This is a genomic window from Arthrobacter sp. NPDC058130, assembly GCF_042884475.1.
Lineage (GTDB): Bacteria > Actinomycetota > Actinomycetes > Actinomycetales > Micrococcaceae > Arthrobacter.
Map to the genome: position 1 here is coordinate 107632 of NZ_JBHVTV010000003.1, position 20368 is coordinate 127999.

Here is a 20368-nt window from a genome sequence, read left to right on the forward strand (position 1 = left end):
GGCACCAGCCGGGCACCCCACCCCAGTCTCCGCACTGGCTCCCGAACGAAAGCCCTATGACTGACGCACCATCACCAGAGCCCCTGCTGCCCGTCGAGGCGGCACAGCCTGTGCACACCCGGCCGCGCCGGGCAAAGCTGCTTGTCCTGTTCGCTGGCTTCGCCGTGTTCGCCTACGTGTTCGACCAGCTGACCAAGCTCTGGGTCACGAGCACCATGACCGAGGGCGAGCGGATCCCCGTCATTCCGCCGCTGCTGCACTGGTACTACATCCGCAACTCCGGGGCTGCGTTCTCGATCGGTGAAAACGTCACCTGGGTGTTCACGATCATCATGGCGGCCGTGTCCGTCGCGATCCTGCTGCAGCTGCGCAAGCTCGGCTCGCTCTGGTGGGCGCTGGCGCTCGGGCTGCTGCTCGGCGGCGCACTCGGCAATCTGACGGACCGGCTCTTCCGCGAGCCGTCCTTCGCGATGGGCCACGTGGTGGACTTCATCCAGCTTCCAAACTTCGCGATCTTCAACATCGCCGACTCGGCGGTCGTCTCCGCCGTCGTGATCATCTGCCTACTGACGCTCCGGGGGATCTCCCTGGACGGCTCTCGCCACTCGAAGGATACGGTGGCCAAGGATGTCTGAAACTACCTCGGGCAGGGCCGCCCCCGCCGGGCACCGGCGCTTCACCGTCCCGGAGGACCTGGCGGGCTCCCGCGTGGACGCAGGCCTGGCCAGACTGATGGACATCTCCCGCTCCCAGGCAGCCACCCTGATCGCCGAGGGCAACGTCACCAGCGATGCCAAGCCCGTGGGGAAGTCGCTCAAGCTCGCCCCCGGCGCCGTGCTCGACGTCGTGGTGCCGGACCGCAGGGACCCCCTGGAAATCGTGGAGGAAGTAGTGGACGACCTGTTGATCCTGCTGGACGATGACGAATTCGTCGTCATCGACAAACCGGTCGGCGTGGCAGCCCACCCCTCACCCGGCTGGGTAGGACCCACCGTGGTCGGTGGCCTCGCCGGTCTCGGTTACCGGATTTCGACGTCGGGCGCACCGGAGCGCGCCGGCATCGTCCACCGGCTCGACGTCGGTACCTCCGGCGTCATGGTGGTCGCCAAGACCGAAAACGCCTACACCGTGCTCAAGCGGGCCTTCAAGGAACGCACCGTGGACAAGGTCTACCACGCCGTCGTCCAGGGCCTTCCCGATCCGCTGGCGGGCACCATCGACGCGCCGATCGGCCGCCACCCGGGCCACGACTGGCGGTTCGCCGTGATCGAGGACGGCCGTGAGTCGGTGACGCACTACGAGGTCCTGGAAGCCTTCGGCAAGGCCTCCCTGGTCGAGGTACACCTGGAAACTGGCCGCACGCACCAGATCCGCGTGCACTTTGCCGCCCTGCGGCACCCCTGCGCCGGCGACCTCACCTACGGGGCCGACCCGCGGCTGGCTGCCACCCTCGGACTGACCCGGCAATGGCTGCACGCCCGGGAACTGTCCTTCGACCATCCGCGGACGGGGGAGCGCGTCACCGTCACGAGCGAGTACCCGCAGGACCTGCAGTACGCGCTTGAGGTCCTGGAGTCAGGGAACGCCTGAGCCGTTGCACGCCGCCGTCGTAGCTCGGCACTAGAATGGTGCGGTGACTTCCAGCAACGACTCGTTTGTCCATCTCCACAACCACACCGAGTACTCGATGCTGGACGGTGCCGCCCGGCTCGGTGAGCTGTTCGACGAAACCCAGCGGCTCGGGATGCCGGCCCTCGCCACGACGGACCACGGCTACCTGTTCGGCGCCTTCGACTTCTGGAAGCGGGCCACCGACCAGGGCATCAGGCCCATCATCGGCGTCGAAGCCTATGTGACTCCCGGGACCGCCCGCACGGACAAGACCCGCGTGCGGTGGGGCGAGGAGCACCAGCGCAAGGATGACATCTCCGGCGGTGGCTCGTACACCCACATGACCCTGCTCAGCTACAACAACGCGGGCATGCGGAACCTCTTCCGGGCCTCATCGATCGCCTCGCTGGACTCGGTCTTCGGCAAATGGCCCCGGCTGGACCGCGAACTGCTGAACACGTACTCGGAAGGGCTCATCGCCACCACCGGCTGCCCTTCCGGTGAGGTCCAGACCCGCCTGCGGCTCGGCCAGTACCGTGAAGCGGTCGAGGCTGCTGCAGAGTTCCGCGACATCTTTGGCGCGGAGAACTACTTCTGCGAACTCATGGACCACGGCCTGGATATCGAGCGGCGCGTCACCGGCGACCTCCTGCGCCTGGCCAAGGACCTGAACCTGCCCCTGGTGGCCACCAATGACCTGCACTACACGCACGAGCACGACGCGAAGGCGCACGAGGCCCTGCTGGCCATCCAGTCCGGTTCCACGCTCCTGGAACCGACCTACGACAACGGCGGCTCGCGCTTTGCCTTCTCCGGCAGCGGCTACTACCTGAAGTCACCGCAGGAAATGCGGGAGCTGTTCCGCGACCACCCCGAGGCGTGCGACAACACGCTGCTGATCGCCGAGCGCTGCGAAGTGTCGTTCAACACCGGCGCCAACTACATGCCACGGTTCCCCTGCCCGGAGGGGGAGGACGAAACGTCCTGGCTGGTCAAGGAGGTCGACAAGGGTCTCCAGTACCGCTATCCCAAGGGCATCCCGGACAACGTCCGCAAGCAAGCCGACTATGAGCTGGAAGTCATCACCTCCATGGGCTTCCCGGGCTACTTCCTGGTGGTGGCCGACTTCATCAACTGGGCCAAGAACAACGGCATCCGGGTGGGCCCCGGACGTGGCTCCGGTGCAGGCTCCATGGTGGCGTACGCCATGCGCATCACCGACCTCGATCCGCTGCACCACGGCCTGATCTTCGAGCGCTTCCTCAACCCCGACCGCGTCTCCATGCCTGACTTCGACGTCGACTTCGATGACCGGCGCCGCTCCGAAGTGATCGACTACGTCACGCGCAAGTACGGCGACGAGCGCGTGGCCATGATCGTCACCTACGGCACCATCAAGACCAAGCAGGCCCTCAAGGACTCTTCGCGCGTGCTGGGCTACCCGTTCAGCATGGGCGAGACGCTGACCAAGGCGCTGCCCCCGGCCGTGATGGCCAAGGACATTCCGCTGGCCGACATCCAGAACCCGCAATCCAAGCGTTACAGCGAGGCAGGGGACTTCCGGCAGCTGATCAGCACGGACCCGGAGGCTGCCAAGGTCTTCGAAACCGCGCTGGGCATCGAAGGCCTGAAGCGGCAATGGGGCGTGCACGCCGCCGGCGTCATCATGTCCTCGGACCCCATCATCGACGTGATTCCGATCATGCGCCGCTTCCAGGACGGCCAGGTCATCACCCAGTTCGACTATCCGACGTCCGAAGGCCTCGGCCTGATCAAGATGGACTTCCTCGGGCTGCGAAACCTGACGATCATTTCCGATGCCCTGGAAAACATCAAAATGAACCGCGGCGTCGACCTGGACCTCGAAACCCTCGAGTTGGATGACACGGCGTCCTACGAGCTGCTGGCCCGCGGCGATACCCTGGGCGTTTTCCAGCTCGACGGCGGCCCCATGCGGTCGCTGCTCAAGCTGATGAAGCCCGACAACTTCGAAGACATCTCCGCCGTGCTGGCCCTGTACCGGCCCGGACCCATGGGCGCCAACGCGCACACCGACTACGCGCTGCGCAAGAACAAGATCCAGGACGTCATCCCGATCCACCCGGAACTCGAGGAACCGCTCGCCGAAATCCTCGGCGGCACCTACGGGCTGATCGTGTACCAGGAGCAGGTTATGGCGGTGGCGCAGAAGCTCGCCGGCTACACCCTGGGCCAGGCCGACATCCTGCGCCGCGCCATGGGCAAGAAGAAGAAATCCGAGCTGGACAAACAGTTCGCCGGCTTCTCCCAGGGCATGCAGGACAACGGCTACTCCATGGAGGCCGTCAAGACCCTGTGGGACATCCTGCTGCCGTTCTCCGACTACGCCTTCAACAAAGCGCACTCAGCCGCGTACGGCGTCATCTCCTACTGGACCGCGTACCTGAAGGCGCACTACGCGCCGGAGTACATGGCGGCCCTGCTCACCAGCGTCGGCGACGACAAGGACAAGTCGGCGATCTACCTCAACGAATGCCGCCGCATGGGCATCACGGTGCTGCCGCCGGACGTCAATGAGTCGGCCCTGAACTTCACCCCTGTTGGCAACGACATCCGCTTCGGCATGGGCGCCATCCGCAACGTCGGCGTGAACGCCGTCGAAGCCATGGTGGCGGCGCGCGAAAAGGAAGGCTCCTACACGTCCTTCAAGGACTACCTCATGAAGGTCCCCGCGGTGGTCTGCAACAAGCGCACCATCGAATCCCTGATCAAGGCCGGCGCCTTCGACTCGCTGGGCCACCACCGGCGCGCCCTGGCCATGATCCATGAAGAGGCGATCGACTCCGTCATCACGCTCAAGCGCAATGAGGCGATCGGCCAGTTCGACCTCTTTGCCGGCTTTGAGGACCAGGAACCCGAGGCCTCGCTCAGCACGGAAATCCCCGACCTGCCGGAATGGGAGAAGAAGGACAAACTGGCGTTCGAGCGCGACATGCTCGGCCTGTACGTCTCAGACCACCCGCTGCAGGGACTGGAAGGTCTCCTGAGCCAGCACGCCGACCGGTCCATCACCTCGATCATTGCCGAAGACGGCCCGCCGGACGGCTCGATCGTGACCATCGCGGGCATGATCACCTCGCTGAGCCGACGGATCGCCAAGGCCAGCGGCAACGCCTACGCCCGCGCCGAAATCGAGGACCTCGCCGGTTCCATGGAGGTCATGTTCTTCGGCCAGGTCTACGGCCCCATTGCCTCTGTACTGGCGGAGGACCTGATCGTGGTGGTCAAGGGCCGCCTGCAACGGCGCGACGACGGGGCCGTCACCTTGAACTGCATGGAACTATCCGTCCCGGACCTCAGCGACAGCCAGAACGGGCCCGTGGTCATCACCATGGCCACGCACAAGGCGACCGAGGCCGTGGTGACGGAGCTCGGCGACGTGCTGCGCACCCACCGCGGAAATTCCGAGGTCAGGCTGCACCTGCAAGGCGACACCCGGGTGGAGGTCATGGGCCTGCCGGTGCATCTGCGGGTCAACCCGAGCCCGTCCCTGTTCGGCGACCTGAAAGTGCTGCTCGGCCCGACGTGCCTGGATAATTAGATTTCGTAGTCGAGCGGAACGGGCTGGCCATACGCCCCGGAGTGGTAGAGCAGGGGAGCGCCGTCGTCGCCGACCTGGCCCTCCACCACCTCGACCACCACGACGGCGTTGTTCTCGAACGAGAGCCGCATCTGGACTTTGCCGATCAGCCAGCCGGCGACGCCTTTGAGCACAGGCACGTCATGGGGTCCGTGTTCCCAGTGGTCGCCGTCGAACCGGTTGCCGGCGCGGGCGAAGCGGTCAGCGAGCTCCTGGTTGTCCAGCCCGAGCATATGGACGCCAATGTAGGTCGTGTTGGCCACGGCCGGCCAGGAACTGGAGGTCCGGGCCATGTTGAACGTGAAGCGCGGCGGCTTGGCGGACAGCGAGGCCACGGACGTTGCAGTGAAACCGAACGGGACGTCGTTGTGGTTGGCGGTGATGATGGCCACGCCCGCGGCGTGCCGGCGGAACATTTCCTTGAACGTTCCCTCGAAGATTCCTTCATCTGTGGCCACTGCGATCCAACTCCCTGCTGCACGTGCGCGTGATACTTCCTACCCCTCCAGCGTATTGCGCAAGGGAATCGACTACGGCATTTTCTTTACTTTTGCCGTCATGTGCTGCCGGGAGGCGTCATTGGCCGGCGAAATCCTTGTTACCGTTTGTTGCATGACACAGCCCGCAGTAGACGGCCCCGTCCACCACGACGGGGAGCCCGCGCAGCCGGTACTGGTCGCGGATCCCGGGCAGCAGCCAGGACCCGGCGGCCGCCCCTGGCGGAAGGCCGCGGCCATCGCGGCCGCAGGCGTCCCGGTGGGGCTGCTCTGGTGGCTTCTGGCGCCGTCGGGCTTGAATCTCCTCACGGGAAACCCGGACCTCGCCGCCGGCACGAACACCGCAACCTGGCTGCCCAGGGACCTGGTGCTGGCCGGACTGTGCCTGCTCGCCGGGTGCATCGCCGGCTCGTTCGTTGCCGGTTCCAAGCACTACCAGCCCGGCCCCGGCACCGTCATCCTGGTGGTCCTCGCCGGTGCCGCCGGCGCGCTCATCGCGTGGGGAACCGGCGTGCTCAGCGCCCAATGGTGGGGAGCGCCGGCGGATACATCAGCCAGCGCAAGTGTCGCCTTCTCACTGCGCTCCTACGCGGTCCTCGCCATCTGGCCGGCGGCGATCGCGCTGGCCATCTTCCTGAACAGCCTCTTCCCGGGCTCCGGCGGCAAGCCCCGCCGCTGACCCGCGCGTTGCCCAGCGGCTGCAAAGCGTCGGCCCGACCGCAGCGTCGACCCGCGTCAAAGCGTCGGCCCGACCGCAGCGTCGACCCGCGTCACAGCGTCGGCCCGCCGCGGCGGGGCACGTAAAATGATCGGGTGAGCCTAACTCCTGACAGCCCCCTGACCCCGATGACCGCCGCCCTCAACTTCCGCACGGTGGACGTGCGCGGCCAGCATCTGTCCCTCGCCGGACTCCGCGCGGCCGTGCCCCGGGCACAGTCGGGCACCATGGCCGACGCCGAGGACAAGGTCCTGGACATCATCTCCGCCGTCCGCGCGCGGGGCATCGGCGCCCTCCGGGAGCTGGCCCTGGCTTTCGACGGCGTCGAACAGAGGCACCCCCGCGTCCCGGCCGAGGCGCTGCGTGCGGCCCTTGAAGGCCTGGATCCCGCCGTTCGCGCGGCACTCGAGGAGTCCATCCGCCGGGCCCGCAGCTTCGCGGACGCCCAGCGCCCGGCCAACATCGACGTCGAACTCGGCGACGGCGCCGTGGTCAGCCAGAACTGGGTGCCGGTGGCGCGCGTCGGGCTCTACGTACCCGGCGGCCTGGCCGTCTACCCGTCCTCGGTGATCATGAACGTGGTCCCGGCCCTGGCCGCAGGCGTCGAGTCGATTGCGCTGGCATCGCCGCCGCAAAAGAACTTCGGCGGCCTTCCGCACCCCACCATCCTGGCGGCGGCCTGCCTCCTGGGCATCGAAGAGGTCTATGCGATCGGCGGGGCGCAGGCCATCGCCGCCTTCGCCTACGGCATCCCGGCCGACGCCTCCGACGGCGGCAACCTCCCCGGGATCGACCCCGTGGATGTCGTGACCGGTCCGGGGAACATCTTCGTGGCCACCGCCAAGCGGCTGGTCAAGGGCGTTGTCGGGATCGACTCCGAGGCCGGCACCACCGAGATCGCCATCCTCGCCGACTCCACCGCCAGCCCCGCCCTCGTGGCCGCCGACCTCATCAGCCAGGCGGAGCACGACCCCAAGGCGGCATCGGTTTTGTTCACCGACTCCGAGGCCCTGGCCGCCGACGTCCGGGTGGAGCTTGAGCGGCAGGCTGCTGCCACCAAGCACTCCAGCCGCGTCCGGGAGGCCCTCTCCGGCCCGCAGTCCGGCGTGGTGCTGGTCGATGACCTCGAGCAGGGCATCGCCGCCTGCGACGCATACGCCGCGGAGCACCTTGAAATCATGACCGCCGATGCCGCCGGGGTGGCAGCGAGGATCCGCAGTGCCGGTGCGATCTTCGTGGGGGACTACAGCCCCGTGAGCCTGGGCGACTACTGCGCCGGGTCCAACCACGTGTTGCCGACCAGCGGCACGGCCGCCTTTTCCTCCGGACTGAACGTGACCACGTTCCTGCGGGCCATCCAGGTGATCAACTACAGCCGTTCCGCGCTGGAGCAGGTCAGCGGCCACATCGTCAGCCTCTCCGGGGCGGAGGATCTGCCGGCGCACGGCGAGGCCGTCACGGTGCGGTTCGCCGCCCGGTAGCAGGTACCAGACCACTACATGTAGTAATTACAGGCTTGTTATTCAGCTACATCTAGTCGTAAACTGGGGTCACAGAGCGGCAGGGTAAGCTCCCTTTTCAGGGATGAGGGCCTTTCGCGGATTGCGACTTTTCAGGGATTGCGACAGGGGAGGAAACGACGTGTATTGCCCGTTCTGCCGGAACCCTGATTCGCGCGTCGTGGACAGCCGGATCGCCGACGACGGCTCCGCCATTCGGCGTCGTCGCCAGTGCCCCGAATGCGGCCGCCGCTTCACCACGGTGGAAACGACCAGCCTGACCGTCATCAAACGCTCGGGTGTCGGCGAGCCGTTCAGCCGCAGCAAGGTCATCAACGGCGTCCGCAAGGCCTGCCAGGGCCGTCCCGTGACGGAAGACGATCTCGCCCTGCTGGCGCAGGAAGTCGAGGAGGCGATCCGGGGCTCCGGCGCCGCCGAGATCGAAGCCCATGAAGTCGGCCTGGCGATCCTCGAGCCGCTCCAGCGGCTCGACGAGGTTGCCTACCTGCGCTTCGCCAGCGTCTACCAGGCCTTCGAATCGCTGGAAGACTTTGAGGCGGCGATATCCCTGCTTCGCCATGAGGCCGAGACCAAGCGGCGGGACGGCAAGAACCCGGACAAGAGTCCGCTTCAGGCGCCGTCGTGATATTCCTGGTTTGACTAGGTCCTAGGTACTAGGTACCAGGTACCAGGAACCACCACAGACTCCGGTGGTGGCAGCGGAGGGGAAGCCGCGGCCACCACCGGCTCCAACCTCACCGCTCCACAAAAAAATTGAGCTATCACTCCTGGTGGTTCTGAGCGTTCAGAACAACCAGGAGTGATAGCTCAATCGGCGCTTTAGGGTTCTACTTGGCCAGCTTGTGCTTCAGCGCGATCTCGATGGCCGCGCCAACGATCCCGGCGTCGTTCTTCAGTTTGGCCGGGACGATCGGCGTGCGCAGCTTCATGTGCGGCAGGTACTCGTCGGCACGCTTGGAGATGCCGCCGCCCACGATGAAGAGTTCGGGGGAGAACAGGAACTCCACGTGGGAGAAGTAGCGCTGCAGCAGCACGCTGTACTGTTCCCAGCTGAGGCCGTCACGTTCACGGGCCACGGCCGAGGCCTTGGTCTCGGCGTCGAAGCCGTCGATCTCCAGGTGGCCGAGTTCGGCGTTGGGAACCAGCTTGCCGTCAAAGATGAAGGCCGAGCCAATGCCGGTGCCCAATGTGATCACCAGAACGGTGCCATCGATCCCTTCGCCGGCACCAAAGCGGGCCTCGGCGAGGCCGGCGGCGTCGGCGTCGTTGATGACCTCCACGGGACGGCCAAGGCGTGCCGTGAGCATGCCATCGATGTCGGCTTCCAGCCATGACTTGTCCACATTGGCGGCCGAGTGGACCACACCGTGCTGGATGATGCCCGGGAAGGTGACGCCCACGGGGCTGTTCGCGTCGGGGGCGTCGGGACGGGCGGAGAGCTCGGCGACAACCTGCGCAACGACTTCGGCCACGGATTCGGGGGTGGAGGGCTGCGGCGTGGGAAAGCGCACGCGGTCGCCGATCAGCTTCCCCTTCTTCAGGTCCACGATCCCGCCCTTGATACCGGTACCGCCGATGTCAATGCCGATCAGAGGGGCGTTCTTCTTCGACTTCTCGTCCTTCTTGGCCAATGTCGTTCCGTTCGTGGCAGGGGCGGGCGGTAGGAGCCGGACGGGGCCGGCGGGGAAGAGCAGGATAATGCAGTGAAATACCGGGTGGTGCGGGGGATCAGGGAAGCGTGAGGACCTCAGCGCCGGTCTCTGTGACGAGCAGGGTGTGCTCGAACTGGGCTGTGCGCTTGTGGTCGCGGGTCACGACCGTCCAGTCATCGGCCCACATGTCCCAGTCAACAGTGCCCAGGGTCAGCATCGGCTCGATCGTGAACACCATACCGGTTTCCATGACGGTGTTGTATGCCGGCGCGGCGTCATAGTGAGGGATGATCAGGCCGGTGTGGAAGGCTTCACCGACGCCGTGGCCGGTAAAGTCGCGGACCACGCCATAGCCGAAGCGCTTTGCGTAGGACTCGATGGCGCGGCCGATCACGTTGATTTCGCGTCCCGGCGCTACGGCCCGGATGGCGCGGTTCAGTGACTCCTGCGTGCGCTCGACCAGGAGGCGCGATTCTTCATCGACATCGCCGACCAGGAAGGTGTAATTGGTATCGCCATGCACACCGCCGATGAAGGCCGTGATGTCAATGTTGAGGATGTCGCCGTCCTGGACCACCGTGCTGTCCGGGATCCCGTGGCAGATGACCTCATTGAGCGAGGAGCAAAGCGACTTCGGAAAGCCCCGGTAGCCGAGAGTGGACGGGTACGCGTTGTGGTCCAGCAGGAACTCGTGGCCCACCCGGTCCAGGTGGTCGGTGGTGACACCGGGCTCGATGTGCTTGCCGACCTCCACGATGGCCTGGGCCGCGATCCTGGCGGCGATCCGGATCTTCTCGATGGTCTCTGCCGACTTGACCTCTGACCCTGTGAACTTTGCCGGACCCGGCTTGCCCACATATTCCGGGCGCGGGATGGACGGCGGCACCGGAAGCTGCGGGCTCAATGTCCCCGGGACAAGCGTGCCGATGGGTGCAGTTGAGGCTAGAGAAGGCATAGATTGATCATATAAGCCCCCGGGCCCCGCCCGGAAAACTGGGCCGGAAAAAGAGCCCGGAAAACAGAGCCGGAAAATATGGCCGCAAACAGCCGCAAAAACAGCTGGAAAACAGCTGGAAAAACTGCCGGAGAATCTGCGGGAAATCAGCGAAGGAGCACCGATGCCCGAATACTGGTACAACGTCAACACGCACGAGATCGAGGAAGACGCGATGTCCGACTGGAGTCAGTTGATCGGACCGTACAAGACCCGTGAGGAAGCCGAACACGCCTTGGAAAAGGTCAAGGCCCGCAATGAGGCGTGGGAAAAGGACGATGACGACTAGCGGGTTCCCCCCGTTCAGCCGGGCTGATACCGCCGGGCTGATACTTCCCGGCCCGTGATTTTCACCCTGTGAGGGTGAGTGCCAGCCGTTTGCCTCCAGCCATACTGAGAAAATGCCGACGAGCGTTACCCGCAACCGCGGTGTCCGATTCACCGACCTGGCGAGACTCGGCGTTGCCTGGGCTGCCTCGACCGTAGCCCTTATTATCACCGGTGCACTGCTTCCTGGTTTCTCGGCAAGCAGTTGGTGGGCCTACGCCGCCGTGGCAGCGGCGGCCGGACTCGTCGGCCTGGTCCTCCGGCCCGCACTGGTGGAGATCTCGGCCAGGGTGGGCTGGACTGGAGTGATTCTCACCGCCCTGATCGGGCAGGCCCTGATCATGTACCTCGCCATCCGTCTGGTGCCCGGTATCGAGTCGACGGTATGGACCGCCATTGCCGCAACCTGGGTCAGCGCCGTCGTGGGTACCCTCATTTCGTGGGCCACGACGGCCGGCACTGATGACGGGCTGATCACCTCGCTGGCCGGACGGGCGCGGCGGCCGGAAACGGTGGGCGATCCGGAGGTTGACGGCGTCCTGTTTGTCCAGCTCGACGGCGTCCCCTTCCCGGTGCTGCAGTGGGCCGTCCAGTCCGGGGCAGTACCGCATATCCGGCGCTGGCTGACATCGGGGGATTACAAGTTCCGCGAATGGACGCCCCAGTTGCCCTGCACCACGCCCGCCAGCCAGCTGGGCATTCTGCACGGCACCGTCGACGGGATCCCCGCCTTCCGGTGGTATGACCGTGAGCTCGGCCGGGTCCTGGTGGCCAACCGTCCGGCAGACGCCCGGGTGATAGAGGAAAGGCACAGTACCGGCCAGGGCCTGCTTTGCGAGGACGGCGTTTCGATTTCGAACCTGTTCACCGGTGACGCCTCACGATCGCTGCTGACCATGAGCCGGGTGGAAGTCCGCCGCGGCTCCACCCAAACCCGCCGCGCGTTCGCCTGGTTCTTTGCCTCGCCGAACGGGTTCATGCGCAGCTTTACCAGGACCGTCGGGGAGATCCTCAAGGAGCGTTGGCAGGCCCGACGGCAGGTCAAACGCAACCTCGACCCGCGTGTTCACCGGGACTGGACCTTCGCCCTGCTGCGGGCGGTCACGAACGCCCTCCTGCGGGACCTGAACACGGCCCTGGTGGCAGAGGAAATGCGTCGGGGGACGAAGTGCATCTATGTCGACTACGTGGACTATGACGAGATCGCCCACCACGCAGGCGTGTTCCGGCCCGAGTCGCTCGCCGCACTGGATGGCCTGGACCGCACCCTGGGATCCCTGGCCCAGCTCGCCGGGTCCGCTCCCCGCCGCTATCGGCTGGTAGTGCTCTCGGACCACGGCCAGTCCCAGGGCGCCCCCTTCGCCGACCGATACGGCCAGTCGCTCGGCGATCTGTGCGAGGAACTCATGCACGAGCACGTTCAGAACATTGACGCATCCGTCGAAGGGCTCGGGCGCGCGGACTCGATCGCCGGTGACATCGCGGCTGGCGGGATGACCGGGAAACTCGCCCTCCGTGCCGACGAGATGCTGACCAGGGCACAGCAGACCTCGGAACAGCAGACCTCGGAACAGCAGACCTCGGAACAGCAGACCTCGAAACAGCAGACGCCGGCGGAGCGGGCTTCGCCGTCAGGCGGCACGGAGGAGGACCCGGTTGTCGTGTTGGGCTCGGGCAATTTGGGCCTGGTCTACGTGCGGGGTGACCGGCGCTGGACCCTCCAAGCCCTGGAGCGGGAGTGGCCGGCCCTGGTTCCCGGACTGGCGGGCCATCCCGGCGTAGGGTTCGTCGCCGGCATCGATGAAGACGGCGAAGAGTGGGCGATCGGGAGCCAGGGGCGCATCAACATCGCAAGCGGTGCCGTGGAGGGCATCGACCCGTTGGCCCCCTTCGGGTCCCACGCGGCGCGGGTGCTCCGCCGCGCGCTGATGCACCCCGAAGCGCCGGATCTGTACGTCAACAGCACGGTTGACCCGGTGACCGACGACGTCGCAGCGTTTGAAGGCCTCGTCGGATCCCACGGCGGCCTGGGCGGGTGGCAGGACCGCGCCATGCTGCTTGGCCCGGCCGATCTCATGGCGGGCCTGCCCGAGCGGATAGAAGGCGCCGATGAGCTTCACCGGGTGCTGGTGGGGATGCTCGAGTCCTGTGGCCAGCGCGCCACGACGGCGTTCCGGGGTTGATCAGGCGCGGGGTCGACCCCGCGCGGCGGGGCCAGTTTCTGCTCCGGTAGATGCCAGGCGGTCGGCTCACGGGGGCGGCAGTACCCACGATTCGCCGGGTGCGAGGACCACCGCCGTGCAGCCAGGGGCCTGCTCCGCCACGGCATCAGCAAACCGGCGCCCGGGCTCCTCGAGCCAGCTCCGGGCGAAGCGTGTGACCAACGGAGGGTGCAGCGTTCCCCAATGCACCGGCACGGCGAATCGTGCGCCGCTCATCGCGACAGCCCGGGCGGCGCTCTCCGGAGTCAGGTGTCCCGCCGAGAGCCTGGGTCCCCACCCCCAGACCGGCACCAGGGCCACGTCGATCGACCCGCCTGCCATGGCGGGGATCGAGGCCATCTTCGGATACAGCCCCGTGTCCCCAGCTATCCAGACTATGCCCGACGGGCCCCGGACCAGCTGGCCGTTGGCGTCGTTGGGGCGGTGCGGCATGGGGCGGCTGTGGTGTTCGGCCGGCACCAAGCGAATTTGGACCCCGGTGCCTACCGGGGTCCAGTCGTCTCCCAAGGGAAGTGCGTGCACCAGCTTCCGACGACGCAGCCAGACGACATTCGCCGGAGCGCTCATCAGCGCCGTCCCGTGCAGCATGCGCAGGGAGCGCAACTCTGCGTGGTCGTGGTGCAGGTGGGAGAGGAGCACCACGTCCGGCCGGCTCCACGCCGTCGGGTCCGGCCGCGGCGCCAGGCGCCGCAACAGCCCCGCATGGGCACGAAGCAACGGATCAGTCAGGATCCGAACCCCGTCGACATCCAGGACCACCGACGAGTGACCCAGCCAGGTGAGTCTCATGACTTCCCTTGCCCCGCCCAGGTCGACGGCCGTGACGGCCCGGGCGGAGGCCCGTTGTCTGTGTCAGGTATCTCTGCCAGGTGTCTCTGTCAGTTGTGCCCGCGTCAGGCCAGGGCCTTTGTTTTAAGGGAATCAAACTCGGTCTGGTTGATGGCTCCGGAATCAAGCAGAGCCTTGGCATCGGCGATCTGGGCGGCTGGACTGGCCGACTTGCCTGCGACCTGCTGGATGTACTGCTGCTGGGCGGCCTGCTGCTCGGCAACGGCCTTCATCGAGCGCTCGGTCATGCTGCGGCCCCGGGCAATCAGGTAGATAAGGGCGCCGAGCCAGGGCACGAATACGAGCAGTATTACCCAGCCGGCTTTGGCCCAGCCGCTGAGCGTGTCGTCGCTGAACATGTCAATCAAGCAGCGGAACCACACCATCAACGCGGCGATCCAGATGAAGAACCAGAAACTCCACAGGAGGACGTTCCAGAAGTTACCCGTGTCCATCGCTACTCCTCTCTAAGTGTCCGCCGGTTTCTGACCCATTCGATTCGTCCACGAATTTGGGTCGGCGGAACAACTGCCCAGGCCCTGTTGCGGACCTTTGATGTCAGAGTGCCCGGACTCCCGGCGCAACGCATCCTCCGGGAAGGATGAGGTATCGCCGCAGGTCACGGATTACACATCAGGAGCGAATGCCTTGCGGGCACCGCCGGTGGCTTAGATGGAGGCCTCGGAGATGGCCCAGGGAGGTGGCCTAGAAGGAGTGCTCCGGGCCGGGGAATTGGCCCGAGCGCACGTCGTCGCCGTAGGCCGCGGCGGCGTTGCTGAGCGAGGTCCGCAGGTCGGCGTACTGCTTGACGAATTTCGCCATCTTTCCGCCACGCAGGCCCGCCATGTCCTGCCACACCAGAACTTGCCCGGTGGTGGCGTTGCCGGCACCGATGCCGACGGTGGGGACCTCGACGGCGGCATCCACGGCGGCCGCCGTGTCGGCGGGAACCATTTCCATCAGCACGCAGAACGCGCCGGCGTCGGCCAGGGCGACGGCGTCGGCGATCAGCCGCTCGGCGTCATCGCCGCGGCCCTGGACCCGGTAGCCGCCCAGGGCGTGCTCGCTCTGCGGGGTGAAGCCGATGTGCGCCATGACCGGGATTCCGGCCTGGACCATGGCCCGGACAGTCTCGGCGTAGAACTTTCCGCCTTCGATCTTGACCGCATGCGCCAGGCCCTCCTTCAGGAACCGCACGCCGGTTGCTACGGCCTGCTGGGCGGAGACCTCGTAGCTGCCGAAGGGAAGGTCTGCCACCACCAGGGCCCGCCTCGCGGAGCGGGCGACGGCCCGGCACAGGGGAAGGAGTTCATCCACCGTCACGGGCAGGCTGGTCTCGTTGCCGAAGACGTTATTGGAGGCAGAATCGCCCACCAGGAGGACCTCGATGCCGGCCTGGTCAAAAATCTCGGCCGTGTACTGGTCATAGGCGGTGAGCATGGCGAAATGCTCGCCGTTGACCTTGGCCTGGTGAAGATGATGGGTGCGGATCCTGGCCGCCGGTTTCCGGGGCGCGTCGGCTGCCCCGCCGGCGGCACTGCCAGCGGTTCCACCGGTGGTTCCACCGTTGGTTCCGGCGGCTCCGGCCGCCGAAGCCGCCGGGCCGTTGCCGTAGGGGGCCGCAAGTTCTGCGGGCGTGCTGGAATCAGAGCTGTTGCTTGTGGCCATGCCAAGAGCGTAGTGCGATATCAAGCGCCGCAGCTACCGGGGGACGGGCCCGGGTCAGTGAATCACGTCACACGGTGGCCCGCGGGGATGGGCAAGCCCGTCCTCCGCAGCGAAATCGTCCGCCTTTGTGTTAACGGTGTGTTACGCGGGGGTCCGGCTTCAGCAATCGGTGGCAATGATTAGTAAAGTGAACGGTGAGCAACCGCGGGGCCCATGAAAGGCCGGGCCTGGGGCGGATGGAAGAACCGGAAAGAGGCCAGAATGGACCGCCAGCAAGAGTTTGTCCTGCGGACGATCGAAGAGCGCGATGTGCGGTTTGTGCGCCTTTGGTTCACCGACGTCGTGGGATCGCTCAAGTCCGTGGCCCTGGCCCCGGCCGAGGTGGAAGGCGCGTTCGAGGAGGGGCTCGGATTCGACGGGTCATCGATCGAAGGCCTGGCCCGCGTCTTTGAATCCGACATGCTCGCCCAGCCGGATCCGGCCACGTTCCAGATCCTGCCGTGGCGCGGTGAGACCGAGGCGACCTCGCGGATGTTCTGCGACATCCTGACGCCCGACGGCGAACCGTCCGCCGCCGACCCGCGCAACGTCCTCAAGCGGACCCTGGCCAAGGCCGCGGACATGGGCTTCACCTGCTACACCCATCCCGAGATCGAGTTCTACCTGCTCAAGTCCCAGGAGCCGGGCCCGGACGGATCGCCGGTCCCCGTGGATGAGGGCGGCTACTTTGACCACGTTCCCGGCGGCGTGGCCCAGGACTTCCGCCGGACCGCCGTGACCATGCTCGAATCTGTGGGCATCTCGGTGGAATTCAGCCACCACGAGGCCGGCCCGGGCCAGAACGAGATCGACCTGCGCTACGCGGACGCCCTGCAGACCGCGGACAACATCATGACCTTCCGGACGGTGATCAAGGAAGTCGCGCTGCAGCAGGGCACCTACGCCACCTTCATGCCCAAGCCCTTCACGGCCCACCCGGGCTCCGGCATGCACACACACTTCTCGCTCTTCGAAGGTGACACCAACGCCTTCTACGAGGCCGGTGCGGAGTTCCAGCTGTCCGAGACGGCGCGTCAGTTCATCGCCGGCATCCTCAAGCACGCACCCGAATTCACGGCCGTCACCAACCAGTTCGTGAACTCGTACAAGCGGCTCTGGGGCGGCGGAGAGGCGCCGAGCTACCTGAGCTGGGGCCACAACAACCGCTCCGCGCTGGTCCGCGTCCCGCTGTACAAGCCCGGCAAGGGCCAGTCCGCACGGATCGAATACCGTGGCATCGATTCGGCCGCCAACCCCTACCTTGCCTACGCCGTACTCCTCGGCGCCGGCCTCAAGGGCATCGAGGAGGGCTACCAGCTCCCCGCGGCGGCGGAGGACGACATCTGGTCGCTGAGCACCGCGGAACGCCGCGCCATGGGTCACGACCCGCTGCCGGCGAGCCTGCACGACGCCATCCGGACCATGGAGGATTCCGAGCTCATGCCGCAGATCCTCGGCGAGCAGGTGTTCGAGCACTTCCTGCGCAACAAGCGTGCGGAGTGGCAGGACTACCGCCTCCAGGTGACGCCCTACGAGCTGCAGCGCAACCTCGGCATTCTGTAGGCTGCCCCCATGAGCCTGGCACGGCGCCTCATTGCCGCCGGCTTCAGTGATCTCGACAAGGGCGAGCGGTTCCTGGCTGCCCGGGAACTGGAGGGGCTCGACCAGGATGCCCTCTTTGCCGGGCTGCAGCTGGCGGCGAACCCGGACACTGCCCTGCAGTCCCTGGTCCGGCTGATCGAGAAGCACCCGGAACTGCGCAAGCTCGCCGTCGCCGGTTTGGAAACCAGCGAACCGCTGTACCGGGTCCTGGGCGCCTCCGAGGCGCTGGGGGAGTTCCTCATCCGCCACCCGGAGCATCTCGACGCCTTTGACGTCAGGGCCAGCCCGGAACCCATGGCCGCGGACGCCGTGGACCTGCGGTCCCGGCTGCTGCAGTCCGTGCGGGCCGATCCGAAGTCCGCCCGGCCGGTGGCGGCCCTCAGTGGACAGGAGGCCTACGCGGCCCTGCGGACCGCCTACCGGCGCGGGCTGGTGGAACTCGCCATCAAGGACCTGTGCGCGGCCGATCCGCTGGACTTCATGCCGGCCGCCGGCGCCGAACTGGCCGACCTCGCCGGCGCCGCGCTCGAGGCGGCCCTCGCCGTGTCCCGGGCCGAGGCAGCGGAGAAGTTCGACGCCGCGGAGGTGGCCGACGTCGGCCTCGCCGTGATCGGCATGGGCAAATGCGGAGCCCGCGAACTGAACTACATTTCCGACGTCGACGTCATCTACGTGATCGATGCCGGGGCGCTGGAAGACGCGCAGGCCATTACGATCGGCACCGTCCTGGCCACCGGGATCTCGCGGGCGATCATGTCCACGAGCCGTGAACCGGGGTTGTGGGAAGTGGACGCGAACCTCCGGCCCGAGGGAAAGTCCGGGCCGCTGGTCCGGACCCTGGCCTCGCATGAAAGCTACTACGCGCGCTGGGCCGAGAGCTGGGAATTCCAGGCGCTCCTGAAGGCCCGGACCATCGCCGGCGACCCCGCCCTGGGGGCGCGCTACGAAGCCGCCGTGTCGCCCCTGATCTGGTCCTCGGCCGGCCGGGAAGGCTTTGTCGAATCCGTCCGCGCCATGCGCCGCCGGGTCACCGAGCACATCCCGGCCGACGAGGAACAGCGGCAGATCAAGCTGGGCCGCGGAGGGCTGCGCGACATCGAGTTCACCGTGCAGTTGCTGCAGCTCGTGCACGGCAAATCCGATGAAACGCTGCGCTGCCGGGACACGACGTCGGCCATCGCAGCGCTGTCCGCCGGCGGGTACATCGGCCGCTCCGACGCCGCGGAGTTTGACCGCGACTACCGCTACCTGCGGCTGCTCGAACACCGGATCCAGCTGTTCCAGCTGCGCCGGACACACCTCATGCCGGTCAAGGACGCGTCGCTGCGCTCCCTCGCCAAGGCCGTCCTGGGGCCCTTCTCCGCCGAGCGGCCCAAGCCGGACGCCCTCGTCGCCGCCTGGCGCAAGACCAAGCGCTCCGTCCGGGAACTCCACGAACGCATTTTCTACCGCCCGCTGCTCAATAGCGTCGCCACCTTGAGCAGCGAAGAGGCGCGCCTGACCCCGGAGGCCGCCCAAGGCCGCCTCGCCGCCCTGGGCTACCTCGATCCCCGCGGCGCCATGCGGCACATCGAGGCCCTCACCGCCGGCGTCAGCCGGCGCGCGGCCCTCCAGCGCCAGCTGCTGCCGATCCTGCTGGACTGGCTGGCCGACGGCGTTGACCCCGACGCCGGGCTGCTCGCCTTCCGGCGCGTCAGCGAGGCCTTGGGCACGACGCACTGGTACCTGGGCATGCTCCGGGATTCGACTGCCGCGGCCGAGCGGCTCTGCCACGTGCTCACCAACTCCCGGCTGATCGCGGACCTGCTGGAGGTTTCGCCCGAGTCCGTGGCGTGGCTCGGCACGGACAAGGACCTGGTGCCGCTCAGCTTCGAATCCCAGTGGCTGGAGATCACCTCGAAAATGTCCCGGCACTCGGACCCCGAGAGCGCCATGCGGCTGATCCGGCTGATCCGGCGCCGGGAAATACTCCGGATCGCCATTGCGGACAGTGAAGGGCTGCTCGACCAGGACCAGGTGGGCGGAGCCCTCGCCGATACCGACCGGGCAGCAGTCCTGGGGGCGCTGCGCGTGGCGGAGACCATCATTACCGCCGAGGAACCGCTGAAAACGCACGTGCTGGTGGTCGCGATGGGGCGGCAGGGCGGCCGGGAGATCGGCTACGGCTCGGACGCCGACGTCATGTACGTGCACCGCGGACTTCCGGGGGTGCCGGAGGAGGAGGCGCAGGCGCAGGCTCTGCAGATCGTGGGCAAGCTCTCAAGCCTGCTGACCCAGCCGCTTAAACCGGCAATCCTGGCCGAACGGGTGCTGGCCGTGGACGCGGACCTGCGCCCCGAAGGCAAGAGCGGGCCCATGGTGCGGTCCCTGGAGTCCTATGCCGAGTACTACCGCCGGTGGTCCCTCGTCTGGGAGGCCCAGGCGCTGCTGCGGGCGCGCCCGATGGCCGGCGACGATGGGCTGGCAGAGGATTTTGTGGCGCTGATCGACACGATCCGGTACCCGGAGTCGTTGTCCGACCAGGACGCGCGGGAGGTCCGGCGGGTCAAGGCCAGGGTCGAGGCCGAGCGCCTGCCGCGCGGGGCCGATCCCGCCCGGCACCTGAAGCTTGGCCGCGGCGGCCTCAGCGACGTCGAATGGCTGGCGCAGCTGCTCCAGCTGCAGCACGCCGGAAAGCACCCGGAGTTGCGGACCACATCCACCGTGGAGGCCCTTGAGGCGGCCGCTGCCCTGGACCTGATGGACGCGGGGGACACCGTCATCCTCCTCCGGGCCTGGCGGCTGGCGAGCCGGATCCGTTCGGCCAACGTCATCTGGACCGGCCGGCCCTCGGACCTGCTGCCGTCCTCGCGCCGCGACCTCGAGGCCGTGGCCCGCTGGTGCGGCTACGGCCAGGGCAACGCCGCGGAGCTGGAAGAGGACTATCTGCGGTTGAGCCGGCGCGCCCGGGCGGTGTTCGAGCGCGTCTTCTACGGCCAGTAGCGCCCCGACGGCGGCCGGCTGGCCACTGACGTGGCCTACTGACACGTGCTGCCGGGCGGTGCTACCTTGGGCGGATGGCCAGGCAACTG

16 protein-coding genes are annotated in these 20368 nt (G+C 67.0%); 10 read left to right on the top strand and 6 right to left on the bottom strand.

The annotated features are described in order from the left end of the window. Positions 1–56 precede the first annotated feature (56 nt). The 3 genes from lspA to dnaE are packed head-to-tail and all read left to right on the top strand — an operon-like array spanning position 57 to position 5191. Positions 57–635, top strand: coding sequence for a signal peptidase II (gene lspA, locus ACFVTM_RS08170; RefSeq protein ID WP_390202919.1), 579 nt, complete (start codon positions 57–59; stop codon positions 633–635). Beyond that, entirely contained in the window at positions 628–1590 is a 963-nt protein-coding gene (locus tag ACFVTM_RS08175) for an RluA family pseudouridine synthase (RefSeq protein ID WP_390202920.1), read from the top strand. The genes lspA and ACFVTM_RS08175 overlap by 8 nt, the downstream gene beginning before the upstream one ends. 43 nt (positions 1591–1633) lie before the next feature. Then, entirely contained in the window at positions 1634–5191 is a 3558-nt protein-coding gene (gene dnaE, locus ACFVTM_RS08180; RefSeq protein ID WP_390202921.1) for a DNA polymerase III subunit alpha, read from the top strand. Here the strand turns inward: dnaE and ACFVTM_RS08185 are convergent. Further along, positions 5188–5646, bottom strand: a complete 459-nt coding sequence (locus ACFVTM_RS08185; RefSeq protein WP_390203218.1) for a flavin reductase family protein — start codon at positions 5644–5646, stop codon at positions 5188–5190. The two genes, dnaE and ACFVTM_RS08185, sit on opposite strands and share 4 nt — an antisense overlap. A gap of 196 nt (positions 5647–5842) precedes the next feature. On the opposite strand from ACFVTM_RS08185, the gene ACFVTM_RS08190 reads away from it, so the two are divergent. The 3 genes from ACFVTM_RS08190 (at position 5843) to nrdR (ending at position 8590) form a co-directional block, all read left to right on the top strand. Continuing rightward, on the top strand, positions 5843–6406 hold the full coding sequence (locus ACFVTM_RS08190; RefSeq protein WP_390202922.1) for a hypothetical protein: 564 nt from the start codon (positions 5843–5845) through the stop codon (positions 6404–6406). 167 nt (positions 6407–6573) lie between these two features. Then, positions 6574–7926 carry a histidinol dehydrogenase gene (gene hisD, locus ACFVTM_RS08195; protein ID WP_390203219.1) on the top strand — a complete coding sequence of 451 codons (1353 nt, stop codon included), beginning with the start codon at positions 6574–6576 and terminating at the stop codon, positions 7924–7926. Between the two features lie 160 nt (positions 7927–8086). Further along, positions 8087–8590, top strand: a complete 504-nt coding sequence (gene nrdR, locus ACFVTM_RS08200; protein WP_390202923.1) for a transcriptional regulator NrdR — start codon at positions 8087–8089, stop codon at positions 8588–8590. A 202-nt stretch (positions 8591–8792) separates the two neighbouring features. On the opposite strand, the gene ppgK is transcribed toward nrdR, so the two are convergent. Further along, positions 8793–9596, bottom strand: a complete 804-nt coding sequence (gene ppgK / locus ACFVTM_RS08205; RefSeq protein WP_390202924.1) for a polyphosphate--glucose phosphotransferase — start codon at positions 9594–9596, stop codon at positions 8793–8795. 97 nt (positions 9597–9693) lie between these two features. Continuing rightward, entirely contained in the window at positions 9694–10572 is an 879-nt protein-coding gene (map, locus tag ACFVTM_RS08210; protein WP_390202925.1) for a type I methionyl aminopeptidase, read from the bottom strand. A 163-nt stretch (positions 10573–10735) separates the two neighbouring features. Between map and ACFVTM_RS08215 the strand changes: the two genes are divergently transcribed. Continuing rightward, positions 10736–10900, top strand: coding sequence for an SPOR domain-containing protein (locus ACFVTM_RS08215; RefSeq protein ID WP_390202926.1), 165 nt, complete (start codon positions 10736–10738; stop codon positions 10898–10900). 112 nt (positions 10901–11012) lie between these two features. After that, positions 11013–13121: an alkaline phosphatase family protein gene (locus tag ACFVTM_RS08220; RefSeq protein ID WP_390202927.1), complete on the top strand. Its 2109-nt coding sequence runs from the start codon at positions 11013–11015 to the stop codon at positions 13119–13121. A 66-nt stretch (positions 13122–13187) separates the two neighbouring features. Here ACFVTM_RS08220 and ACFVTM_RS08225 read toward each other — a convergent pair whose 3' ends face one another. The 3 genes from ACFVTM_RS08225 to panB all read right to left on the bottom strand — a co-directional run bounded on the left by ACFVTM_RS08225 (position 13188) and on the right by panB (position 15656). Continuing rightward, positions 13188–13949: an MBL fold metallo-hydrolase gene (locus ACFVTM_RS08225; RefSeq protein WP_390202928.1), complete on the bottom strand. Its 762-nt coding sequence runs from the start codon at positions 13947–13949 to the stop codon at positions 13188–13190. Between the two features lie 104 nt (positions 13950–14053). After that, entirely contained in the window at positions 14054–14443 is a 390-nt protein-coding gene (locus tag ACFVTM_RS08230) for an SHOCT domain-containing protein (protein ID WP_390202929.1), read from the bottom strand. 250 nt (positions 14444–14693) lie between these two features. Next, positions 14694–15656: a 3-methyl-2-oxobutanoate hydroxymethyltransferase gene (panB, locus tag ACFVTM_RS08235; RefSeq protein WP_390202930.1), complete on the bottom strand. Its 963-nt coding sequence runs from the start codon at positions 15654–15656 to the stop codon at positions 14694–14696. A 261-nt stretch (positions 15657–15917) separates the two neighbouring features. Here panB and glnA point away from each other — a divergent pair, with 261 nt between their 5' ends. Both glnA and ACFVTM_RS08245 read left to right on the top strand, forming a co-directional pair. After that, a complete protein-coding gene (gene glnA, locus ACFVTM_RS08240) occupies positions 15918–17258 on the top strand; it encodes a type I glutamate--ammonia ligase (protein WP_390202931.1) in 1341 nt (446 codons plus the stop codon). A gap of 9 nt (positions 17259–17267) precedes the next feature. Beyond that, the gene (locus ACFVTM_RS08245; protein WP_390202932.1) at positions 17268–20279 is read left to right on the top strand and encodes a bifunctional [glutamine synthetase] adenylyltransferase/[glutamine synthetase]-adenylyl-L-tyrosine phosphorylase; all 3012 of its coding nucleotides are present in this window, start codon (positions 17268–17270) and stop codon (positions 20277–20279) included. Positions 20280–20368: the final 89 nt, after the last annotated feature.

Excerpts from the sequence above, each read along its gene's own strand:
- lspA (WP_390202919.1), top strand. The coding sequence starts at position 57 with ATGACTGACGCACCATCACCAGAGCCCCTGCTGCCCGTCGAGGCGGCA.
- ACFVTM_RS08175 (WP_390202920.1), top strand. The coding sequence starts at position 628 with ATGTCTGAAACTACCTCGGGCAGGGCCGCCCCCGCCGGGCACCGGCGC.
- ACFVTM_RS08185 (WP_390203218.1), bottom strand. The coding sequence starts at position 5,646 with ATGTTCCGCCGGCACGCCGCGGGCGTGGCCATCATCACCGCCAACCAC.
- ACFVTM_RS08190 (WP_390202922.1), top strand. The coding sequence starts at position 5,843 with ATGACACAGCCCGCAGTAGACGGCCCCGTCCACCACGACGGGGAGCCC.
- hisD (WP_390203219.1), top strand. The coding sequence starts at position 6,574 with ATGACCGCCGCCCTCAACTTCCGCACGGTGGACGTGCGCGGCCAGCAT.
- map (WP_390202925.1), bottom strand. The coding sequence starts at position 10,572 with ATGCCTTCTCTAGCCTCAACTGCACCCATCGGCACGCTTGTCCCGGGG.
- ACFVTM_RS08215 (WP_390202926.1), top strand. The coding sequence starts at position 10,736 with ATGCCCGAATACTGGTACAACGTCAACACGCACGAGATCGAGGAAGAC.
- ACFVTM_RS08220 (WP_390202927.1), top strand. The coding sequence starts at position 11,013 with ATGCCGACGAGCGTTACCCGCAACCGCGGTGTCCGATTCACCGACCTG.
- ACFVTM_RS08225 (WP_390202928.1), bottom strand. The coding sequence starts at position 13,949 with ATGAGACTCACCTGGCTGGGTCACTCGTCGGTGGTCCTGGATGTCGAC.
- ACFVTM_RS08230 (WP_390202929.1), bottom strand. The coding sequence starts at position 14,443 with ATGGACACGGGTAACTTCTGGAACGTCCTCCTGTGGAGTTTCTGGTTC.
- panB (WP_390202930.1), bottom strand. The coding sequence starts at position 15,656 with ATGGCCACAAGCAACAGCTCTGATTCCAGCACGCCCGCAGAACTTGCG.
- glnA (WP_390202931.1), top strand. The coding sequence starts at position 15,918 with ATGGACCGCCAGCAAGAGTTTGTCCTGCGGACGATCGAAGAGCGCGAT.
- ACFVTM_RS08245 (WP_390202932.1), top strand. The coding sequence starts at position 17,268 with ATGAGCCTGGCACGGCGCCTCATTGCCGCCGGCTTCAGTGATCTCGAC.